Source organism: Cellvibrio sp. (genome assembly GCF_053579595.1).
Window position 1 is genome coordinate 1 of sequence record NZ_JBRFPI010000038.1, and the last position, 18398, is coordinate 18398.

Here is an 18398-nt window from a genome sequence, read left to right on the forward strand (position 1 = left end):
GTCCTTATAAAGCTTTACCTTGCTGCGATAGTTCGGCATTACCTGCTGGATAAACCCTGCAGCAAGATCGAAGGCTTCTTTGTTATCAACAATTACTTCACCAACGTCCTGACGCAAATAATCACGGATTGCGCGAATAATAACGTTGCTTTCCTGGAACAAAAACGCAGGTGCGGGAGATGTTTTTGCTGCTGTTGCTATGGATTCCCATAGTTGCAACAGGTAGTTGAGATCCCATTGCAATTCTTCGGAGCTGCGGCCAACACCGGCGGTGCGGATGATTACGCCCATGCCGTTAGGAACTTCTACTTCGCCGAGGGCGTCTTTCAATTCGGCGCGGTCTTCGCCTTCAATGCGACGGGAGATGCCGCCAGCTCTTGGGTTGTTGGGCATTAAGACCAAGTAGCGACCAGCAAGGCTGATAAAGGTGGTGAGGGCGGCGCCTTTATTACCGCGCTCTTCTTTATCGATCTGCACGATGACTTCTGTGCCTTCTTTCAGCACATCTTTGATTTTGATGCGGCCGTCTGAATCACCGGAGTTTTTGGTGAAGTATTCGCGAGAGATTTCTTTCAGTGGGAGGAAGCCATGACGCTCTGCGCCATAGTCAATAAACGCTGCTTCGAGACTTGGTTCTACGCGGGTGATGCGGCCTTTATAGATGTTGGATTTCTTTTGTTCGCGGTTGCGGTTTTCAATGTCCAGGTCGTAAAGCCATTGTCCATCGACTAGCGCTACGCGCAACTCTTCAGGCTGAGTTGCATTGATGAGCATTCTTTTCATGTGTTACCTAATTGTTTGTGAGCGTCTGGCTGACGCGACAATCAAGGTGAACACGGCGATGTTTTGCGCAACCTTGTGGACTAATGCGCTACCCGATTGATGATGGGCTCGTACTAGCGGTTGGTGGGGTTTACCTGTTGGCTTGTGCAGTGTGATCGCTTTACAGCGGCTGCAATACTAGCCTTTAATAACCAGATGGCCCATTTGGCTCATTCATGTACACCGGAGTTTCCGGCTTTCCCATTTGTAGTGCTTATTGTGGTGCTCGGCCAAGGCGGTATTCCATCCTATTGCGGCCGGGTTGTTCATCTATTGATCTCAGTTGATCGAGTGTCAGTTGTGAAGATAATCCATCCTCAAAATCGGCTTCTCAATCAGGCGGTTAGCTTTAACAGTTAAACCACAAGATTAAATTTGGCAACCTGCAAAATTAGCATCGGATAGGGTTTTGCATCGCGTGCGACGCTGCTATCCGGAATTTACAAATAGGGCTTTCTTGAGTTCAGCAAAACAAAAACAGTGTTAACAATGAGTGCAACGTTGGTTGACGCGATTGTTAGGATAGTTGGCAAGCTTGGCCTGCGTTCTATCGTTGTCAGTGTCATCAGGAGCGGGAGCTTCGTACGCTAATGGTGTATCAAAGCAGGCGTTCCTGCTGTCAGCGGTATTTCCTAATGATGCGCCTGTCTTTTGCGCGCGACCCGGAAACCAGCCTGTATCAGTCATCTGAATATAGCAGCTCTCCCCTGATGCGGCAATTAAATCAGTGATTTACATAAGTTTTTAGCTCTACCATGGGTGTGGCTGGTTCGGTTATCCGGTGGTATCGGGTATCATGACAGCTATGAAAATATCCCTCGAAAATGCATCTCAAGCCACTGAATCTTCTCCATTTGCACAGGTGATGATTATTTCTATCGATGAAGATCAGGCTGGTCAGCGGCTTGATAACTTCCTGATTGCGCGTCTTAAAGGTGTGCCTAAATCGAAAATTTACAATGTGATTCGCAAGGGCGAGGTGCGTGTCAATAAAGGAAGAGTAAAACCTGAATATAAATTAATGGCGGGCGACTCGGTCAGGGTTCCGCCGATTAGAACTGCTGAGGCAGGGACTGAAGCTAAGGCGAGCTATCAAATAATGGCGCTGCTGGCCAAGTCGATCCTGTTTGAGGATGATGGTCTGTTAGTTATTAACAAGCCGCCGGGCTTGGCAGTGCATGGCGGCAGCGGCATCACGCTCGGATTGATTGAAACGCTGCGCCAGATGCGCCCCGATGCGCGCCACTTGGAATTGGTGCATCGCCTTGATCGCGATACATCCGGTTGCATTATGGTGGCTAAAAAGCGTAGCTATTTACGCCACTTGCAAGCTGCGTTGCGTGACAAGTCTGCGGGTGCTGGTGGTATAACCAAGGTGTATCAGGCGCTGGTGATTGGCGATTGGCCCAAGCGCGCCCATCAGGTCAATGCGCCTTTGTTGAAAACAGAGGTGGCAGGTGGTGAGCGGGTGGTGCGGGTTCATCCTGAGGGTAAGCCCAGCTTGACTGAGTTTAAGTTGTTGAAGCGTTTTGAGGGTTTTAGCTTGATTGAGGCGCGGCCGATCACGGGTCGGACTCATCAAATTCGGGTGCATGCCCAGTACGCAGGGTGTGCGCTAGTGGGTGATGAAAAGTATGGTAATGACGAGATCAATGAAGTAATGCGCGGGCAGGGTATAAAGCGCTTGTTTTTGCACGCCTCTGCGCTCTCATTCTATTTGCCTGAGTCTGATGATCTTACGCATGTCGATGCTCCCTTGCCGCCTGATTTGGCCATCCCTTTGGAAAAGTTGCCTGCCGTTAGTTAGCCTGTGTTGTGGAGAGAAAAATTGCTGTTTATTTTTGATTGGGATGGCACTCTGAGTGATTCAAAGGCCAAAATTACCAAAGCTATGCAGCTTGCTGCGCAGGATATGGGGTGGGCTCCACTGGCGGATCATCATATTCACAATATTATAGGTCTTGGGTTGCCGGAGGCTATTCACCGCTTGTATCCCGAAGTTGATTTGTCTGGGCGTCAGCGTTTGCGCGATGCCTATGCGACTCATTTTTTGTCTCTGGATGTGGCTCGTCCATCCGATTTCTTTCCGGGTGTTATGGATACGTTGCGCCACCTCAAGGCTGATGGGCATACATTGACTATCGCCACAGGAAAAAGCCGCAAGGGGTTGGATCGAATTTTCGGGGTGCTGGGTGTGGCTGATTTTTTTCATGCTACCCGTTGTGCCGATGAAACGGCATCCAAGCCTGATCCTTTGATGTTGGAAGAGTTATTGTGTGAGTTTGGCGTGGCTGCGGGTGAAGCAGTCATGATTGGCGATACTGAATACGACATGGAGATGGCGCGCCGGATTCATATGCCGCGTATAGCAGTTAGCTACGGCGCACACCATGTTGATCGCTTGCACAGCTATCAGCCGGAGCTGTGCCTGGATCAGTTTGATCAATTGCTTGCCTGGAAAAAACTGGCTGGCTGATTGAGTGGATCCACTCCTTCTGTGGCAAGCATTCGGGTAAGGGCAATCAGCGGCAGGCCTATCAGTGTGTTTGGGTCATCGCCTGCAAGTTGCTCAAACAAACAAATCCCCAATCCCTCCGATTTAAAACTGCCGGCGCAATCGTAGGGCTGTTCGCGCTGTAAGTAGTTTTCTATTTGCTCATCTGACAGGTTGCGAAATCTGACTTTATAGCTCTCAACACTGGTTTGGGTGCGGCTTGTTTTCGGGTTGAATAGGCACAGGCCTGTCAAAAATGTGACTTCACGTTGGCGAAAGCTTCTGAGTTGCGCAACAGCATTGGAGTGAGTGTGGGGTTTGCCGAGGATGCAGTTGTCGAGTGTTGCTACTTGATCCGAGCCGATAATCAGATGGTTCGGGTAAGTGCTGGCAAGGCGGTGAGCTTTGGCTTCGGCGAGCCTGTGTACCAGTTGCGTGGGGCTCTCTCCCGGTTGATGGTTTTCATCTATATCTGGGCTTGCCCAGTCGAAGGCTAGTCCTAGTTTTTGTAGTAACTGGCGGCGATAGGTAGAGTTTGAGGCAAGCAGTATTTTGGGTTTTGTCATGAAGTGGCCGTACTCTATGGGTGTTGAAACGCTAAATAAGGGGGCGATTCTACTCCCAAGCCACTAAATAGCGCTATTTGACCAGTTTTTCTTTGACACTGCAGGGTGATATCCCTATTATGGCGCGCTTATGTTTAAGACCCCTTCTAATAAAGTTCTGCCTCGGCAGGGTGACCCCCGCAAATTCGCTCAACATGGCGTTGTTTTGGAGGGTTATATTGCTGTTTCTGACTTGTCTCGTGTTACTGAGGCTACAGAAAGTTCAGGTGGAGAAATTCAAGTAAAGCTTGAATTCAAGATTAGTGAGGAAAAGAAAAAGGTTGTTGTTGGAACTGCGCATGCTGAATTGTCTTTGATTTGTCAGCGTTGCTTGGAGCCAGTGACAGTGCCTGTTCAAAGCGATATCTCACTCGGAATTGTATGGGACGAAGAGGGGGCAAATAAATTGCCGCCACACTTTGAGCCTTGGATTGCGGGCGAGGGCATAGCAGATCTCTACGATATGATCGAAGAAGAGCTGTTATTAAGTTTACCCGCCGTTGCTTATCACGAAGAGCCTTGTATAGATAGCAAGCTTTATTCGAGTGGCAAACCGGTGGAGGTAAAAAGAGAGAAAAACCCATTTCAGGTGTTGGAACAACTAAAGAGCTCGCCGAAATCCTGAGGCGCCTCGGTTCCAGCGAGTAAGTAAATAGGAGCAAACCATGGCAGTTCAACAAAACAAAAAATCTCGTTCCAAGCGCGACATGCGTCGTTCACACGATGCACTGACCGGTCCAACCCTGTCAGTTGACGCTACCAGCGGTGAGAAACACCTGCGTCACCATGTGACTGCTGACGGTTTCTATCGCGGCCGTAAAGTGATTGACAAAGGCAACGACGAGTAATTATTTACTCAAGACGACCGCACCTTGTCGGCAAGAATTCGAATAGCGGTTGACGCTATGAGCGGGGACTTAGGTCCCCGCGTTGCTATTTCAGCCTCGCAAAAATTTGTAACACAATTTCCTGATGTGGATTTGCTGTTGGTCGGCAATGAAACACAGCTTCTTTCTTTGCTTCCCCAATCCAAAAAATTACACGAGCGGATTACGCTGGTGCATGCTGCTGATGTGGTTAGCATGCATGATGATCCTTTGCTGGCACTGCGGCAGAAAAAAGATTCATCAATGTGGATGGCATTGGATTTGTTACGCAACAATGACGTTGATGCCTGTGTGAGTGCGGGCAATACGGGCGCATTGTTGGCTATAGCAAAATTCCTGATTAAAACCTTTCCAGCTATTGAGCGCCCGGCTATCTGTAAATCCATGCCTGTGGAAGCAGGAAGTACCTATTTATTGGATTTGGGCGCTAATATTAACTGCCCTCCGGACTACCTTCATCAGTTTGCGTTGATGGGAAGTGTCTTGGCTGGTGCGTCAAGTGAAGTATTTCCGCGTGTTGCACTCTTGAATATTGGCACCGAGCAGCAAAAAGGGACTGATACGTTAAAAGCTGCACAATTACTTTTGCAAGAAGATCCACGCATTAATTATGTCGGTTTTGTCGAGGCAAATATCATTTTTACTGGAGCGGTAGATGTTATTGTCTGTGATGGTTTTCATGGCAATATCGCATTAAAAGCCAGTGAGGGTGTTGCACGATTTATCGCAAATAAAATTTCAAAAATCGTAAAGCAGAATGTATTAAACAGAGCTTTAGGGGTGTTGATATGGCCGCTACTAAAACGGTTGCAGCGCGAATTGGATCCATCGTTATATAATGGTGCAACTTTTCTGGGGTTGCAAAAAACAGTTATTAAAAGCCATGGTGGTGCAGATAAAAAAGCATTTTTGCAAGCGCTTATTGTTGCGCGAGAACAAATTATTCAGCAAGTTCCTGCACGAATTGAACAAGTGTTAGTTGATAGAGCAACATAGGATTAATGTTCTACAAGGGCTAGCATTCCGCAAGCGTTATTATTTCGTAAAACCAGTGACCGCAAATCAATGGTCCTTAAAAGAGAAGTGTTTAATTATTATGGCTAATCAACATCTTGCTTTTGTATTTCCTGGTCAGGGTTCTCAAAAAATTGGCATGCTGGCTGAGTTGGCGGCAGAGTTTCCAATCGTGGGGCAAACCTTTGCCGAGGCATCGAGTGTTTTAGGTTACGATTTGTGGTCATTGGTGCAAACCGGTGCGCAAGAAGACATCAATTTGACCGAGCGCACCCAGCCGCTATTGCTGACGGCCAGCGTGGCAGTGTGGCGTGTCTGGCAAGAAAAAAATGGCGCCCAGCCTGCGCTTATGGCGGGGCATAGTTTGGGTGAATGGTCAGCGTTGGTGTGCGCTGGCGTAGTGGAATTTAAAGATGCAGTAAAGCTAGTGCAGCAGCGCGGAAAATTTATGCAAGAGGCTGTTCCTGCAGGGCAGGGTGCTATGGCCGCGATTATCGGTCTTGATGATGCTTTGATTCTTGATGCCTGCAAAAAAGCAGAGCAGGGTGAAGTAGTTGCTGCAGTGAATTTTAATTCACCTGGTCAGGTTGTTATTGCAGGCACTGCAGCAGCAGTAGAGCGTGCGAGTGCGCTCTGTAAAGAAGCAGGTGCAAAGCGTGCATTGCCTTTGCCAGTGAGTGCGCCGTTTCATACTGAGTTGATGCGCCCTGCAGCGGAGCGTTTGGCCGAGCAAATTACGTCAAGAGTTTTTTCCGTACCTCAAATTCCTGTTGTTCATAATGTGACAGCAGAAGTGGAAATGAATCCTGAAAAAATAAAAGCATTAATGATCGAGCAGATTTATAGTCCTGTGCGTTGGGTAGAGTGTGTTAATACCATGTCTGAAAAAGGCATTACTTCTACATTGGAGTGTGGTCCTGGGAAGGTGCTTTCTGGTTTGAATAAGCGCATCAATGCTGAATTAACAACAACTTCAGTTGAAAAACCAGAAGAGTTGCAGGCAGCTTTAATCAGTTTTGTGTAGCGGATTGAATATTCCATTTTTTTGATCTGTTTTTAGTTGTCTATTTTTTAGCGTTTTATAAGGGAACGATAAATGATGAGCCTGAATGAAAAAGTTGCATTGGTTACTGGTGCCAGTCGCGGTATTGGTTCAGCTATTGCTGAACAGTTGGGTAAGGCAGGTGCGATCGTGATCGGCACGGCTACCAGTGCCTCAGGCGCAGAAAAAATTTCTGCACGTTTTGCTGAGTTGGGTATTCGCGGTGCGGGTAAAGTATTAAATGTAACTGATGCTGATTCTGTTGCGACTTTGTTGAAAGACGTGGGTGATGAATTTGGCGCACCAGCAATTCTGGTTAACAATGCTGGTATTACCAAAGATAATTTGTTGATGCGCATGAGTGATGAAGAGTGGTTTGATGTTATCAACACCAATCTGAGCGCAATCTATCGCCTGAGTAAAGGTGTGTTGCGCGGTATGATGAAAGCCCGCTGGGGGCGCATTATTAACATCAGTTCGGTTGTGGGTGCTATGGGTAATCCAGGGCAATCCAATTATGCAGCGACTAAGGCTGGTGTTGCCGGTTTTGCGCGCTCGTTGGCGGCAGAGGTAGGTTCACGCAATATTACAGTGAATACAGTTGCGCCAGGTTTTATCGATACCGATATGACTAAAGTGTTGCCAGAAGAGCAAAAACAACAGCTCTTATCTCGCATTCCATTAGGGCGTCTTGGTGCACCTGAAGAGATTGCCTCTGTTGTTGTTTTCCTCGCCAGTGATGCGGGTGCTTACATCAGTGGAGAGACAATTCACGTCAATGGCGGCATGTACATGGCGTAATTTTTTAATTATAACTCATTGTTTTTTATGGGTTATATTCTAAAAATCAAAGAAATTTGTCTCTTGGCATTACAACAACCTGAAAATCGATGTAAAATGCGCGACGATTTTGACCGGAACGCTCGACTCAGCTGTTTTTTTGGCTTGATCTGTCAGGTGTTTCGAACATATAACCACTAGGAGTTACATAACATCATGAGTAGCATTGAAGAACGCGTAAAAAAGATCGTTGCTGAGCAACTGGGTGTGAAAGAAGACGAAGTTAAAAACGAAGCTTCTTTCGTCGAAGATCTGGGCGCTGATTCTTTGGATACCGTAGAGTTGGTAATGGCTCTCGAAGAAGAATTCGAAACTGAAATTCCGGATGAAGAAGCCGAGAAAATCACTACCGTTCAATTAGCTATCGATTACATCAATGCCAACTTGGCATAATGTGTTTGCCTGTAGTTATTTGACTGGCATCTGATACCTGTTTTCGAAAAGCCGTATTATTGCAAAATAGTACGGCTTTTTTTTTGCCGTAAGGCATTATCTATTCATAGTTTTCGATTTCTTACGAATCGTCAAGGTAATTGGGGTGTTGCTTATTGCACTCAATCATCTTTCGCAGGAGAACCTCAATCGTGTCGCGTAAAAGAGTTGTAGTTACTGGTCTGGGTATGATCAGTTCACTGGGTAATACCGTTGCAGATACTTGGCAAGGCATTGTCAATGGGAAAAGTGGTGTGGCAACTATTTCCCACTTTGATGCATCGGCTTTTACCACGCAATTTAGTGCATCGGTGAAAGGTTTGGTGGTGGATGATTATTTCCCCGGCAAAGAAGCGCGCAAAATGGATCCGTTTATCCAATACGGCATGGTCGCTGGTATTCAGGCAATTCGCGATTCTGGATTGGAAATTACGGAATCTAATGCCGGACGAATTGGTGTATCGATTGGTTCGGGTATCGGTGGTATAGGAACCATTGAAGAGGGTTCATCGACCCTTGAACACAAGGGGCCACGTCGTATCTCCCCGTTTTTTGTGCCCAGCGCCATCATCAATATGATCTCAGGCAATTTGTCGATCATGTTTGGGCTGCGTGGCCCTAATATTGCGATTACAACTGCCTGTACAACAGGTACACACAGTATTGGTTTTGCCGCACGCATGATCCAGTATGGCGATGCTGATGTGATGGTAGCCGGTGGTGCCGAGATGGCAACCACACCGTTGGGATTAGGGGGTTTTGCTGCTGCACGTGCGCTTTCAACACGAAATGATAATCCGCAAGCTGCAAGCCGCCCCTGGGATAAAGACCGCGATGGTTTTGTTCTCGGCGATGGTGCTGGTGTATTGGTGTTGGAAGAGTATGAACACGCGAAAAAGCGCGGTGCAAAAATTTATGCTGAGCTGATTGGTTTTGGTATGAGCGGCGATGCCTATCACATGACCTCGCCGCCAGAAGACGGTTCGGGTGCAGCAGCCTCTATGCGCAATGCAATTCTGGATGCGGGTATATCGCCCGAGTTGATTCATTACATCAACGCTCATGGCACCTCAACACCCGCTGGCGATAAGGCGGAGTGTCAGGCAGTGAAGTCGGTTATGGGGGCGGCGGCGGCGCAAGTTGCTGTAAGCTCTACCAAATCCATGATTGGCCACTTGCTGGGTGCTGCGGGCGCCGTTGAGGCGATATTCAGCGTGTTGGCGATTCGCGATCAAGTGGCGCCACCGACAATCAATTTGGATAATCCAGAGGATTCTTGCGCAGATCTGAATCTGGTGCCGCACACCGCGCAAGAACGCAAAATTGAAGCGGTATTGTCCAACTCATTTGGATTTGGTGGCACTAACGGCTCTTTGGTATTCCGTAAATTGTAATTCTTGTTTATTTTGAGTTAAAAATGGCGCCGGACTGGAGACAGTTCGGCGTTTTTGTATAGACTCCCGCTTATGTCAATCAATCTTCCCCTGATCAGTGTCAACGGTGTACTCGATGCGGCCATATCGCCATTGGATCGAGGCTTTGCCTATGGCGATGGTGTGTTTGAAACCTGCCGTTATAGTCATGGTGCTATCCCGCTTTGGAATTACCATCGGGAGCGATTGTTACGCAGTGCCGAACGATTAAAAATCCCGCTCGATGAACGTTTATTAAATCAATATCTCAATTCCATGCTGGTGTATCCCAGTGATGCGAATATCGCACAGGCAGTGGTTAAAATTACCCTGACCCGTGGCATTGGCGGGCGTGGTTATCGCATACCTGATCAAGTCGAGCCAACTTATTGCATCGGTATTTTTCCTGGTAATCAATTGCACACTGAGCAGTATCGCAACGGCGTTGCTGTGCGTATTTGCAATCTGCGTTTATCGCAGACTCCCATACTGGCGGGCATGAAACATTTAAATCGCCTTGAGCACATTTTGGCTCGTGCTGAATGGCAGGATGAATTTGCGGAAGGGCTATTACTTAATGCGCAGGGTAGGGTCGTTGAAGCAACTGTCAGTAACCTTTTTGCTGTTAAAAACAATCAGCTGTATACGCCTGATTTATCTACTGCCGGTGTTGCTGGCATTATGCGAAAAACCATTATTGAAAAATTGGCGCCAGCGCTGGGATTGAATTGTCATATGGTGAATATGGAATTGGATTTTGTGCGCGCGGCCGATGAAATATTTCTGTGCAATAGTGTCTATGGTATCTGGCCGGTAAATATGTTGGTCGATGACCGGCAACCAGTGACTGCAACGCACACTAGGTACAGCAACCATCAAATTACCCGGACCTTACAGCAACAGCTGGCACACTTGCTAGGCGAATAACAACGAATCCCTTATGAGCAAAAAATTATCGTTTACTGTGAAGTTGTTGGGTATGGCAGGAGGAGTTTTTCTCGCTGCTTTTTTGAGTCTGTTAGCCGTGTGGTTTTATGTTCAGGATTGGTTGAAAACCCCACTGCAAATCTCTGACAAAGGTTATGTTTATGAATTAAAGCAGGGGCAATCCCTAGGGCATTTGGCCAATGATTTGGGTGTGGCTGGCGTATTGCATCATCCACGCCTATTGCGACTTTATGCCCGGTTGAATGACGCCAACAAAGTGCATGCGGGAGAATATTTTTTTCCGCAGGGCACCACACCGGAAAGTTTGTTGCAAAAACTCATTGAAGGCGATGTGATTTTATATCAAGTCACTTTTGTGGAAGGCTGGACGGTAAAGCAGGCACTGGCTGCCTTGGCAAAACTGGATAGTGTCGAGCACCTGCTTGCGGGAAAATCTGCTGCTGATCAGTTGGTGTTATTGGCGCTGCCGGTACAAGATCTGGAAGGGTGGATTTTCCCGGATACCTACAGTTTTAGCCGCAATACGTCGGATGTGGAAATTTTGCAAAACGCTTATCGCAAAATGCGATCCCTACTGGATGCCGAGTGGGAAAAGCGCGCACCGAATTTACCCTATAAAAACACTTATGAGGCCTTGATTATGGCGTCGATAGTTGAGCGCGAGACTGGGCATCACAGTGAGCGCGACCAAATTGCCGGTGTTTTTGTCCGCCGCTTGCAACAGGGCATGAAACTGCAGACTGATCCGACGGTAATATATGGTATGGGCGACAATTACAAAGGGCGCATTATCCGTAAGAACCTCGAAGAGCCGACAGCCTATAACACCTATGTGATTCCGGGATTGCCGCCCACGCCAATATCCCTTCCCAGTGCGGCTTCGATTAAAGCTGCGCTCAATCCAGCGCCGGGCAGGGCGCTCTATTTTGTCGCCAAAGGCGATGGCACGAGCGAGTTTTCCGATACGCTGGATGCACACAACCAGGCTGTCAGGCGCTATCAGTTGAACCGGCGCAGTGATTACCGTGCGGCACCGCCATCTGCAGTGGAAAATTGAGTGTTTTTTGCGCGTTGCGCGCTATTTTTCGCGGTATGAAAAGCGCCCTCGACTCAGTACAATAGCCCCAATTCCCGATGACCACCCCTGATCTACGATCACACCTAACGGATTTATTTATCCCATGAGCGACAATCATTCAACGATTGGTGCCGCCGATGCTGGCAGCACAGAAGTAAAAACCAAACCTTTGCATTTTATCCAGCAAATTATCCGCAAAGATTTGGAGCAAGGGCTGCATAAAAAAATTGTCACGCGTTTTCCGCCCGAGCCTAATGGTTATCTGCACATCGGCCATGCAAAATCTATCTGCCTGAATTTTGGTATGGCAGAAGAGTTTGGTGGCGCCTGCAACTTGCGCTTTGACGATACCAATCCTGAAAAAGAAAACGAAGAGTTCGTAAACTCCATTAAACAGGACGTAGAGTGGTTAGGTTTTAAATGGGATGGCGCTGTGCGCTACACTTCTGACTATTTTGATCAATTGCACGCATGGGCGGTTCATTTAATCAAGAGTGGTCTTGCATTCGTTTGTGACTTAAGTGCAGAGCAAATGCGTGAGTATCGCGGCACACTGATTGAGCCGGGTAAGAACAGTCCATTTCGCGAGCGCAGTGTGGACGAAAATCTTGAGCTGTTTGAAAAAATGCGCACAGGTGCTTTTGAGGAAGGTACCTGCTCGTTGCGCGCAAAAATTGATATGACATCGCCCAATATTAATATGCGCGACCCCATTATTTATCGCATTAAGAAGGCTCATCATCATCAAACCGGCGACAAATGGTGTATTTATCCTTCATACGATTTTGCCCATGGCCAAAGCGATGCAATTGAAGGTATTACCCACTCCATTTGCACCCTTGAATTTGAAGACCACAAACCTTTGTACGATTGGTTTATCCAACACTTGCCAGTGCCAGCGGTGCCGCGTCAATATGAATTTGCGCGCTTGAATATTAATTATTCGGTAACCAGCAAGCGTAAATTAAAACAATTGGTCGATGAAAACCATGTTGATGGTTGGAATGACCCGCGCATGCCGACTATATCCGGTATGCGTCGCCGTGGATTTACACCCGCTGCGCTGCGCGATTTTTGCGAGCGTATCGGCGTTACCCGTTCGGACGGTATTGTCGATGTTGGCGTGCTGGAATTTTGTGTGCGCGATGATTTGGATAAAGGCGCCCCGCGCGCTATGTGTGTATTGAAACCTTTGAAAGTGACGCTCACCAATTATCCTGCGGAACAAATCGAAACCTTGGTTGTACACAATCACCCCAATCGCGATGACTTGGGCGATCGCACCATTCCATTTACGCAAACGGTATATATTGAACAAGAAGATTTCCGCGAAGAAGCCAATAAAAAATACAAGCGTTTGGTTACTGGCAAGCGTGTACGTTTGCGTGGGGCATATGTAATTGAAGCTGATGAGGCGATCAAAGATTCTGCTGGCAATATTGTTGAAGTACGTGCACGAATTATCGAAGGCACCTTGGGTAAAGATCCTGCGGATGGTGTGAAGCCCAAGGGCGTTATTCACTGGGTATCGGCAACCAATAATCTCGATTGCGAAGTGCGTTTGTATAACCGTTTGTTTACCGATGAAGCACCGGATGCAGGCGGTAAAAATTTCCTCGATTGCATCAATCCCGATAGCCTGGAAATTTTGCAGGGCTGTAAAGCAGAGATCAGTTTGGCCGGTGCAGTTGTTGGCAATAGCTACCAGTTTGAGCGTCAAGGTTATTTCTGTTTGGATAGCAAATACAGTACCGCAGAAAAGCCGGTATTTAACCGTACCATTAGTTTAAAAGACAGCTTCGGCAAAACAGAAGATCAGGAATAACATGCTGCAGATATACAACACACTCACACGCCAAAAAGAAATTTTTAAACCGATTCACCCCGGCAAGATTTCTATGTATGTCTGCGGTATCACCGTGTATGACTATTGCCATATTGGTCATGCGCGGACATCAATTGCTTTTGATGTGATTGCAAGATTCCTGCGTAGCCAGGGTTGGGATCTCAACTATGTGCATAATATTACCGATATAGACGACAAAATTATTCGCCGCGCTAATGAGCTGGGTGAAAAGTATGACGAGCTAACTGCGCGATTTATCGATGCCATGCACCAAGACGAAAAACGATTGGGGATTTTACCTCCCAGCGTTGAGCCGCGGGCAACGGAATTTATAGGCCCGATTATCGAGCTCGCAGATACCTTAATTAAAAAAGGGAATGCTTATGCTGCGAGCAATGGCGATGTTTATTATCGGGTCACTAGTTTTTCTGGATACGGAAAATTGTCCGATAAAAATGTCGATGAGTTGCTTGCCGGTGCGCGCATTGAGGTTGGTGATGTAAAAGAAGACCCGCGTGATTTTGTTTTGTGGAAAGCAGCAAAAGCAGGTGAACCTTCATGGCCATCACCTTGGGGTAACGGGCGCCCGGGCTGGCATATTGAATGTTCAGCTATGGCTAAAAAATGTTGTGGTGATCACGTTGATATTCATGGTGGTGGCGCTGATTTACAGTTTCCGCATCATGAAAATGAAATCGCACAAAGCGAAGCGGCCAATGGGCGTCAATATGTAAATTATTGGATGCATGTCGCTCCTTTGCGCGTTGATGGCGAAAAGATGTCTAAGTCGCTAAACAATTTTTTCACGATCCGTGATGTATTAGAAAAGTATCAGCCTGAAGTAGTTCGGTTTTTCCTAATTAGCAGTCATTACCGTAGTCCCATTAATTACGCAGAAGATAACCTAATTGAGGCGCGCGCAGGTTTGGATCGTTTCTATGGCGCTCTGCGTGACTATGCTGATGTCGCGCCAATTTCCTTGGCCGACTTAGCTGATAGTTCTTATTACAAAGCCTTTGTTGAGGCCATGAATGACGACTTCAATACCCGTGTTGCATTGGCTGGTATGTTTGATTTGGTGCGTGATTTAAACAACGCAAAAAGCAATCCTGAACTAGCCAAAAATCTCGCCGGTCAATTGAAGGCGTTTGGATTGATTTTGGGCGTATTGCAAGAAAATCCAGAAGTGTTTTTGCAGGCGGGCAGTTCAGATCAAATCGCTGCTGCCGATGTTGAGCGTTTGATTGCTGAACGTATCCAAGCCAAAACAGACAAACAATATGCACGCGCAGATGAAATTCGCAAAGAGTTACTTGCTGCAGGTGTCGTGCTGGAAGATTCCCGCGATGGTACTACGCAGTGGCGCCGTGAATCAGTCTGAGTTAATGAGTGATTATGAAAGCAGAATTATTTAATCAATATGCGCTCCATTGGGCGGGCGGTTTTCTACTGATTTATGTATTGGCGCAGCTGCTGGTTTCCAAACATCCACGCTTTCAGTTTTTATCACCCATCCAAAAAAGTGTGTTGGTAAAACTGATAGCAATAGGGGGCTTTGGGTTGGCCTATGTGTTTGTTCAGTTCATGGTTGGATGAGTGCGATGGAGGCAGATGCACCTTTGCTTGCGGCAGCGGCTGATATTCGCCTCGCATTTTTTGATATTGACGGTACGCTGCTTGATTCGCACGGACAAATTCATCCCCAACTTTATCCTGCGATTGCACGATTGAAATCCAAAGGAATAAAAACGGCGATTGCATCAGGGCGCCCCTATTTTGCAGCGCGTTTTTTAGCGGATGAATTAGGCATTAGCGATGCAGGTATGTTTTATACCGGCGCGCATTTATTTGATCCTTGTGCGCAACAGACATTGCTTGAAGTGCCTTTGCCAGTTGCTGATGCACTGGCCGTTGTGCAGTCTGCGCAAGCATTGGGTTTGTATGCGGAGGTCTATACACCAAGTGGTTTTTATGTGCAGGAGCAGACTGAAATTAGCCGTGTGCATGCTGCGCACCTGCGTGTAAATCCTGAAGTTGACGATTTGCTAGCTGTGGTTATGCGCAGCAGCGTTTCCAAGTTGTTGGTGGGAGTTAATCGCGCAGTTAACGACGATAAAATCTCGCTACTAGAAAAACAGTTTCCGCAGTTGATTTTTGCGCGTGCTTACTTGGTGGCATATCCTGATTGGCAATTCGCCAGCGTCATTTCTGGTGCTGCGACCAAACAGCGTGCGTTTGATTGTTTGTTGCATCACCATCAGTTGAAACCCCATCAAGTTATTGCCTTTGGCGATGCGGAGTCGGATATGGATTTTCTGCAGATGGCGGGTATTGGTGTTGCCATGGGTAATGCCAATCAAAATGTAAAATCTGTCGCTGATTGGGTAACTAAAACTGCAGATGAGGCAGGTGTCGCTTTCGCCTTAAACCATTTAAATCTCTAGTGTGATTCCGGTCTTAATATGATTTTTCGCAGACTATTCAAACACCGTGGCTTGGGCGTAAACCTGATTGCCGGGTTCAGTTTTTTGATGCTGGCGGTATATGGCTGGGGCTTGGATTGGGAAGACTTGGGCGGCTATTTGCTCGTTATCCTTATCGTTCTGGTTGGCTTGATTGGACTTGCTGCTTTGCTGGGTTGGTTGTTGCGCAAGTTTATGAGTCGCGGGGAAAATACTTATCCCGCAGCCACTACTAAGAATGATGAGGAGCACGATGAAAAAGAACAGAATAACGAAGAGCAGCAAACGAAACGCGATTAGAAGCTACACCCGGTTTAATATAATTTCCAGCACCAGCTTGCTGCCAAAATAAGCGAGCATCAAACAGATAAATCCTGCCAGTGCCCAGCGAATCGCTTTAGTCCCGCGCCACCCCATTTGATGGCGTCCCCACAAGAGCAACGCATAAATAAACCAGGCACTGAGTGCGAATACGGTTTTATGCACGAGGTGCTGCGCGAACATATCTTCCAGAAAATAAAAACCTGACAGTATTGCCAGCGTCAGTAATATTTCACCTACCCACAACAATTCAAACAGTAGTGATTCCATCGTTTGCAGCGGTGGCAACAAGCGAGCATTTGCTATGCGGCTTTTGTTTTTGAGCGCATGGTTTTGGTAGGCCAATATCAATGCCTGCAAGCTTGCGATCGTCAGTAAGCTGTAAGCGAGTATGGATAGGATAACGTGCGCAGCGATGGTGTAGCTGAGTGAGTGTTGCCATTCGGGATTGGTGGCAGTAATGGAGGCAATAACGGATATTGCAGAGAGTGGGAACAATAATAAAAACAGATTGTGCAATTCTTTTTTCAGGCTGCTAATTAGTACGATCGCGTTAATTACCCAGAAAATGAGCGATGAAGCGGAGAATAAGCTGAAGTTCAAACTGCTTCCGCTCACACTGATACCGTAAACCCCTATGCCGTGAGCAATAAGTCCCAATGCTGCAGTGCTGAGCAGCTGCGATGGCTGAAAGGATTTTTGACGCGCGAACTGGCTGCCAAAATAAATGGCAGCGGCGGTGTAGATAAGAATGGCGATCAGGTTGGCGCTTAGGGTTATCATACTGATAGGGCTGGTCCGTAGGGTGTTTTCATAGGCTAAACCAAGGCCGCAAGTGTGTCACAAGGTACCCTTAAAGAGAAGGGTAGATGAGAAGAGTCCTTATTACGCAAATCGCGACAGGCGTCGGGATTCTGCAGGAGATTGCACCCATTCCACTGGCTTTGGGGGTATAATCGCCGCCACTTTTTATGGGCTGGCCTCGGAGTAATCCACTGGGTTTGACCCGCCGCGAATCAACCGTTTGTTTGAGACAGGCTATGTTTGAAAATCTAACCGACCGTTTATCCCACACGCTGCGCAGCATCACCGGCAAGGCGCGCCTTAGTGAAGACAACATTAAAGATGCGTTGCGCGACGTGCGCAAGGCGTTGCTGGAGGCCGATGTTGCGCTGCCAGTTGTCAAAGCATTTATCGACCAGGTGCGCAGTCGCGCCCTCGGTCAGCAGATTAGTAAGGCGCTGAATCCCGGCCAACAATTTATCAAGATCGTTGAGGCTGAGCTGGTCGCGACTATGGGGCAGGCGAATGAGTCACTGAACCTTGCCCAACAGCCTCCGGCCATTGTGTTAATGGCGGGCTTGCAAGGTGCGGGTAAAACAACCTCGGTGGCCAAACTTGCGCGCTTTTTGAAAGAGCGTGAAAAGAAAAAAGTTTTGGTGGTCAGCGCCGACGTATATCGTCCGGCGGCGATTCAGCAATTGCAAACATTGGCCGCAGAAGTGGGTGTTGAATGTTATCCATCCACCGGCGAGCAAAAACCACTGGATATCGCACGCAACGCGATTGATCACGCCAAGAAACAATTCTTTGATGTGCTGATTGTGGATACCGCTGGTCGCCTGCATATCGATGAAAACTTGATGACTGAAATCAAGGATCTACACGCCGCAATCAACCCGATTGAAACCCTGTTCGTGATCGACGCTATGATCGGTCAGGATGCGGTGAACACCGCAAAAGCATTTAATGATGCACTGCCATTGACTGGTGTCATCCTTACCAAAGCTGATGGCGATGCGCGCGGTGGTGCGGCGCTTTCTGTGCGTCATATTACTGGCAAGCCGATCAAATTTTTGGGTATGGGCGAGAAAGTCGATGCGCTCGAACCTTTTCATCCCGACCGTATTGCGTCACGTATTTTGGGGATGGGCGACGTACTTTCGCTGATCGAGCAAGTTGAGCGTACAGTCGATAAAGAAAAAGCGGAAAAACTGATCAAGAAAGTCAGCAAGGGTCAAAAATTTGATCTGGAAGATTTGCGCGATCAATTGCAGCAAATGCAAAACATGGGCGGTTTAACCTCGATGCTGGATAAGTTGCCCGGCCTTGGCAACGTGGCGCAAATGGCGCAGACCGCCAACATGGGCAAGCAGTTTAAAACCATGGAAGCGATTATTAATTCTATGACCCCG

At 47.5% G+C, this 18398-nt stretch carries 20 protein-coding genes; 17 read left to right on the forward strand and 3 right to left on the reverse strand.

All coding sequences use genetic code 11. The annotated features are described in order from the left end of the window. Positions 1-783, reverse strand: a 783-nt coding sequence (locus ACWA6V_RS03915; RefSeq protein ID WP_449521272.1) for a ribonuclease E/G, incomplete at its 3' end; no start/stop codon positions are given. A gap of 844 nt (positions 784-1627) precedes the next feature. Here ACWA6V_RS03915 and rluC point away from each other — a divergent pair. Together rluC and ACWA6V_RS03925 are read left to right on the forward strand one after the other, a co-directional pair. Further along, complete coding sequence (gene rluC, locus ACWA6V_RS03920; RefSeq protein ID WP_449521273.1) at positions 1628-2629, forward strand: 23S rRNA pseudouridine(955/2504/2580) synthase RluC; 1002 nt, start codon at positions 1628-1630, stop codon at positions 2627-2629. Positions 2630-2650: 21 nt separating this feature from the next. Next, positions 2651-3298: an HAD-IA family hydrolase gene (locus tag ACWA6V_RS03925; protein WP_449521274.1), complete on the forward strand. Its 648-nt coding sequence runs from the start codon at positions 2651-2653 to the stop codon at positions 3296-3298. Here ACWA6V_RS03925 and ACWA6V_RS03930 read toward each other — a convergent pair. After that, a complete protein-coding gene (locus tag ACWA6V_RS03930) occupies positions 3265-3882 on the reverse strand; it encodes a Maf family protein (RefSeq protein ID WP_449521275.1) in 618 nt (205 codons plus the stop codon). The genes ACWA6V_RS03925 and ACWA6V_RS03930 overlap by 34 nt on opposite strands. 130 nt (positions 3883-4012) lie before the next feature. Here ACWA6V_RS03930 and ACWA6V_RS03935 point away from each other — a divergent pair, with 130 nt between their 5' ends. From ACWA6V_RS03935 to ACWA6V_RS04000, 14 genes are all read left to right on the forward strand, one after another. Next, positions 4013-4546 (forward strand): YceD family protein, encoded by a 534-nt coding sequence (locus ACWA6V_RS03935; RefSeq protein ID WP_449521276.1) that lies wholly within the window; start codon positions 4013-4015, stop codon positions 4544-4546. Between the two features lie 40 nt (positions 4547-4586). Continuing rightward, positions 4587-4769 (forward strand): 50S ribosomal protein L32, encoded by a 183-nt coding sequence (rpmF, locus tag ACWA6V_RS03940; protein WP_040391629.1) that lies wholly within the window; start codon positions 4587-4589, stop codon positions 4767-4769. Between the two features lie 24 nt (positions 4770-4793). Further along, the gene (plsX, locus tag ACWA6V_RS03945; protein ID WP_449521277.1) at positions 4794-5804 is read left to right on the forward strand and encodes a phosphate acyltransferase PlsX; all 1011 of its coding nucleotides are present in this window, start codon (positions 4794-4796) and stop codon (positions 5802-5804) included. Between the two features lie 100 nt (positions 5805-5904). Continuing rightward, positions 5905-6846 carry an ACP S-malonyltransferase gene (gene fabD, locus ACWA6V_RS03950; protein WP_449521278.1) on the forward strand — a complete coding sequence of 314 codons (942 nt, stop codon included), beginning with the start codon at positions 5905-5907 and terminating at the stop codon, positions 6844-6846. Between the two features lie 75 nt (positions 6847-6921). Beyond that, positions 6922-7665, forward strand: a complete 744-nt coding sequence (gene fabG / locus ACWA6V_RS03955; protein ID WP_449521288.1) for a 3-oxoacyl-ACP reductase FabG — start codon at positions 6922-6924, stop codon at positions 7663-7665. A 195-nt stretch (positions 7666-7860) separates the two neighbouring features. Continuing rightward, positions 7861-8097: an acyl carrier protein gene (acpP, locus tag ACWA6V_RS03960; protein WP_007640684.1), complete on the forward strand. Its 237-nt coding sequence runs from the start codon at positions 7861-7863 to the stop codon at positions 8095-8097. A 191-nt stretch (positions 8098-8288) separates the two neighbouring features. Continuing rightward, positions 8289-9530 carry a beta-ketoacyl-ACP synthase II gene (gene fabF, locus ACWA6V_RS03965; RefSeq protein ID WP_449521279.1) on the forward strand — a complete coding sequence of 414 codons (1242 nt, stop codon included), beginning with the start codon at positions 8289-8291 and terminating at the stop codon, positions 9528-9530. A 72-nt stretch (positions 9531-9602) separates the two neighbouring features. Beyond that, a complete protein-coding gene (gene pabC, locus ACWA6V_RS03970; RefSeq protein WP_449521280.1) occupies positions 9603-10475 on the forward strand; it encodes an aminodeoxychorismate lyase in 873 nt (290 codons plus the stop codon). Between the two features lie 13 nt (positions 10476-10488). Beyond that, a complete protein-coding gene (mltG, locus tag ACWA6V_RS03975) occupies positions 10489-11553 on the forward strand; it encodes an endolytic transglycosylase MltG (protein ID WP_449521281.1) in 1065 nt (354 codons plus the stop codon). A 124-nt stretch (positions 11554-11677) separates the two neighbouring features. Next, complete coding sequence (locus tag ACWA6V_RS03980) at positions 11678-13399, forward strand: glutamine--tRNA ligase/YqeY domain fusion protein (RefSeq protein WP_449521282.1); 1722 nt, start codon at positions 11678-11680, stop codon at positions 13397-13399. Position 13400: 1 nt separating this feature from the next. After that, entirely contained in the window at positions 13401-14801 is a 1401-nt protein-coding gene (gene cysS / locus ACWA6V_RS03985) for a cysteine--tRNA ligase (RefSeq protein WP_449521283.1), read from the forward strand. Between the two features lie 14 nt (positions 14802-14815). Next, positions 14816-15016: a hypothetical protein gene (locus ACWA6V_RS03990; protein WP_310070035.1), complete on the forward strand. Its 201-nt coding sequence runs from the start codon at positions 14816-14818 to the stop codon at positions 15014-15016. Positions 15017-15021: 5 nt separating this feature from the next. Further along, positions 15022-15864, forward strand: a complete 843-nt coding sequence (locus ACWA6V_RS03995; RefSeq protein WP_449521284.1) for an HAD family hydrolase — start codon at positions 15022-15024, stop codon at positions 15862-15864. An 18-nt stretch (positions 15865-15882) separates the two neighbouring features. Continuing rightward, positions 15883-16182: a hypothetical protein gene (locus ACWA6V_RS04000; RefSeq protein ID WP_449521285.1), complete on the forward strand. Its 300-nt coding sequence runs from the start codon at positions 15883-15885 to the stop codon at positions 16180-16182. Between the two features lie 3 nt (positions 16183-16185). On the opposite strand, the gene ACWA6V_RS04005 is transcribed toward ACWA6V_RS04000, so the two are convergent. Next, complete coding sequence (locus ACWA6V_RS04005; RefSeq protein WP_449521286.1) at positions 16186-16986, reverse strand: cytochrome C assembly family protein; 801 nt, start codon at positions 16984-16986, stop codon at positions 16186-16188. 257 nt (positions 16987-17243) lie between these two features. Here ACWA6V_RS04005 and ffh point away from each other — a divergent pair. Next, a partial coding sequence (gene ffh / locus ACWA6V_RS04010; protein WP_449521287.1) for a signal recognition particle protein occupies positions 17244-18398 on the forward strand: 1155 nt, incomplete at its 3' end.

Coding starts and splice junctions, on each gene's coding strand:
- pabC (WP_449521280.1), top strand. CDS start 9,603: ATGTCAATCAATCTTCCCCTGATCAGTGTCAACGGTGTACTCGATGCG.
- fabG (WP_449521288.1), top strand. CDS start 6,922: ATGAGCCTGAATGAAAAAGTTGCATTGGTTACTGGTGCCAGTCGCGGT.
- mltG (WP_449521281.1), top strand. CDS start 10,489: ATGAGCAAAAAATTATCGTTTACTGTGAAGTTGTTGGGTATGGCAGGA.
- ACWA6V_RS04000 (WP_449521285.1), top strand. CDS start 15,883: ATGATTTTTCGCAGACTATTCAAACACCGTGGCTTGGGCGTAAACCTG.
- ACWA6V_RS03930 (WP_449521275.1), bottom strand. CDS start 3,882: ATGACAAAACCCAAAATACTGCTTGCCTCAAACTCTACCTATCGCCGC.
- rpmF (WP_040391629.1), top strand. CDS start 4,587: ATGGCAGTTCAACAAAACAAAAAATCTCGTTCCAAGCGCGACATGCGT.
- acpP (WP_007640684.1), top strand. CDS start 7,861: ATGAGTAGCATTGAAGAACGCGTAAAAAAGATCGTTGCTGAGCAACTG.
- rluC (WP_449521273.1), top strand. CDS start 1,628: ATGAAAATATCCCTCGAAAATGCATCTCAAGCCACTGAATCTTCTCCA.
- ACWA6V_RS03980 (WP_449521282.1), top strand. CDS start 11,678: ATGAGCGACAATCATTCAACGATTGGTGCCGCCGATGCTGGCAGCACA.
- ACWA6V_RS04005 (WP_449521286.1), bottom strand. CDS start 16,986: ATGATAACCCTAAGCGCCAACCTGATCGCCATTCTTATCTACACCGCC.
- ACWA6V_RS03935 (WP_449521276.1), top strand. CDS start 4,013: ATGTTTAAGACCCCTTCTAATAAAGTTCTGCCTCGGCAGGGTGACCCC.
- cysS (WP_449521283.1), top strand. CDS start 13,401: ATGCTGCAGATATACAACACACTCACACGCCAAAAAGAAATTTTTAAA.
- ACWA6V_RS03995 (WP_449521284.1), top strand. CDS start 15,022: ATGGAGGCAGATGCACCTTTGCTTGCGGCAGCGGCTGATATTCGCCTC.
- fabD (WP_449521278.1), top strand. CDS start 5,905: ATGGCTAATCAACATCTTGCTTTTGTATTTCCTGGTCAGGGTTCTCAA.
- ACWA6V_RS03990 (WP_310070035.1), top strand. CDS start 14,816: ATGAAAGCAGAATTATTTAATCAATATGCGCTCCATTGGGCGGGCGGT.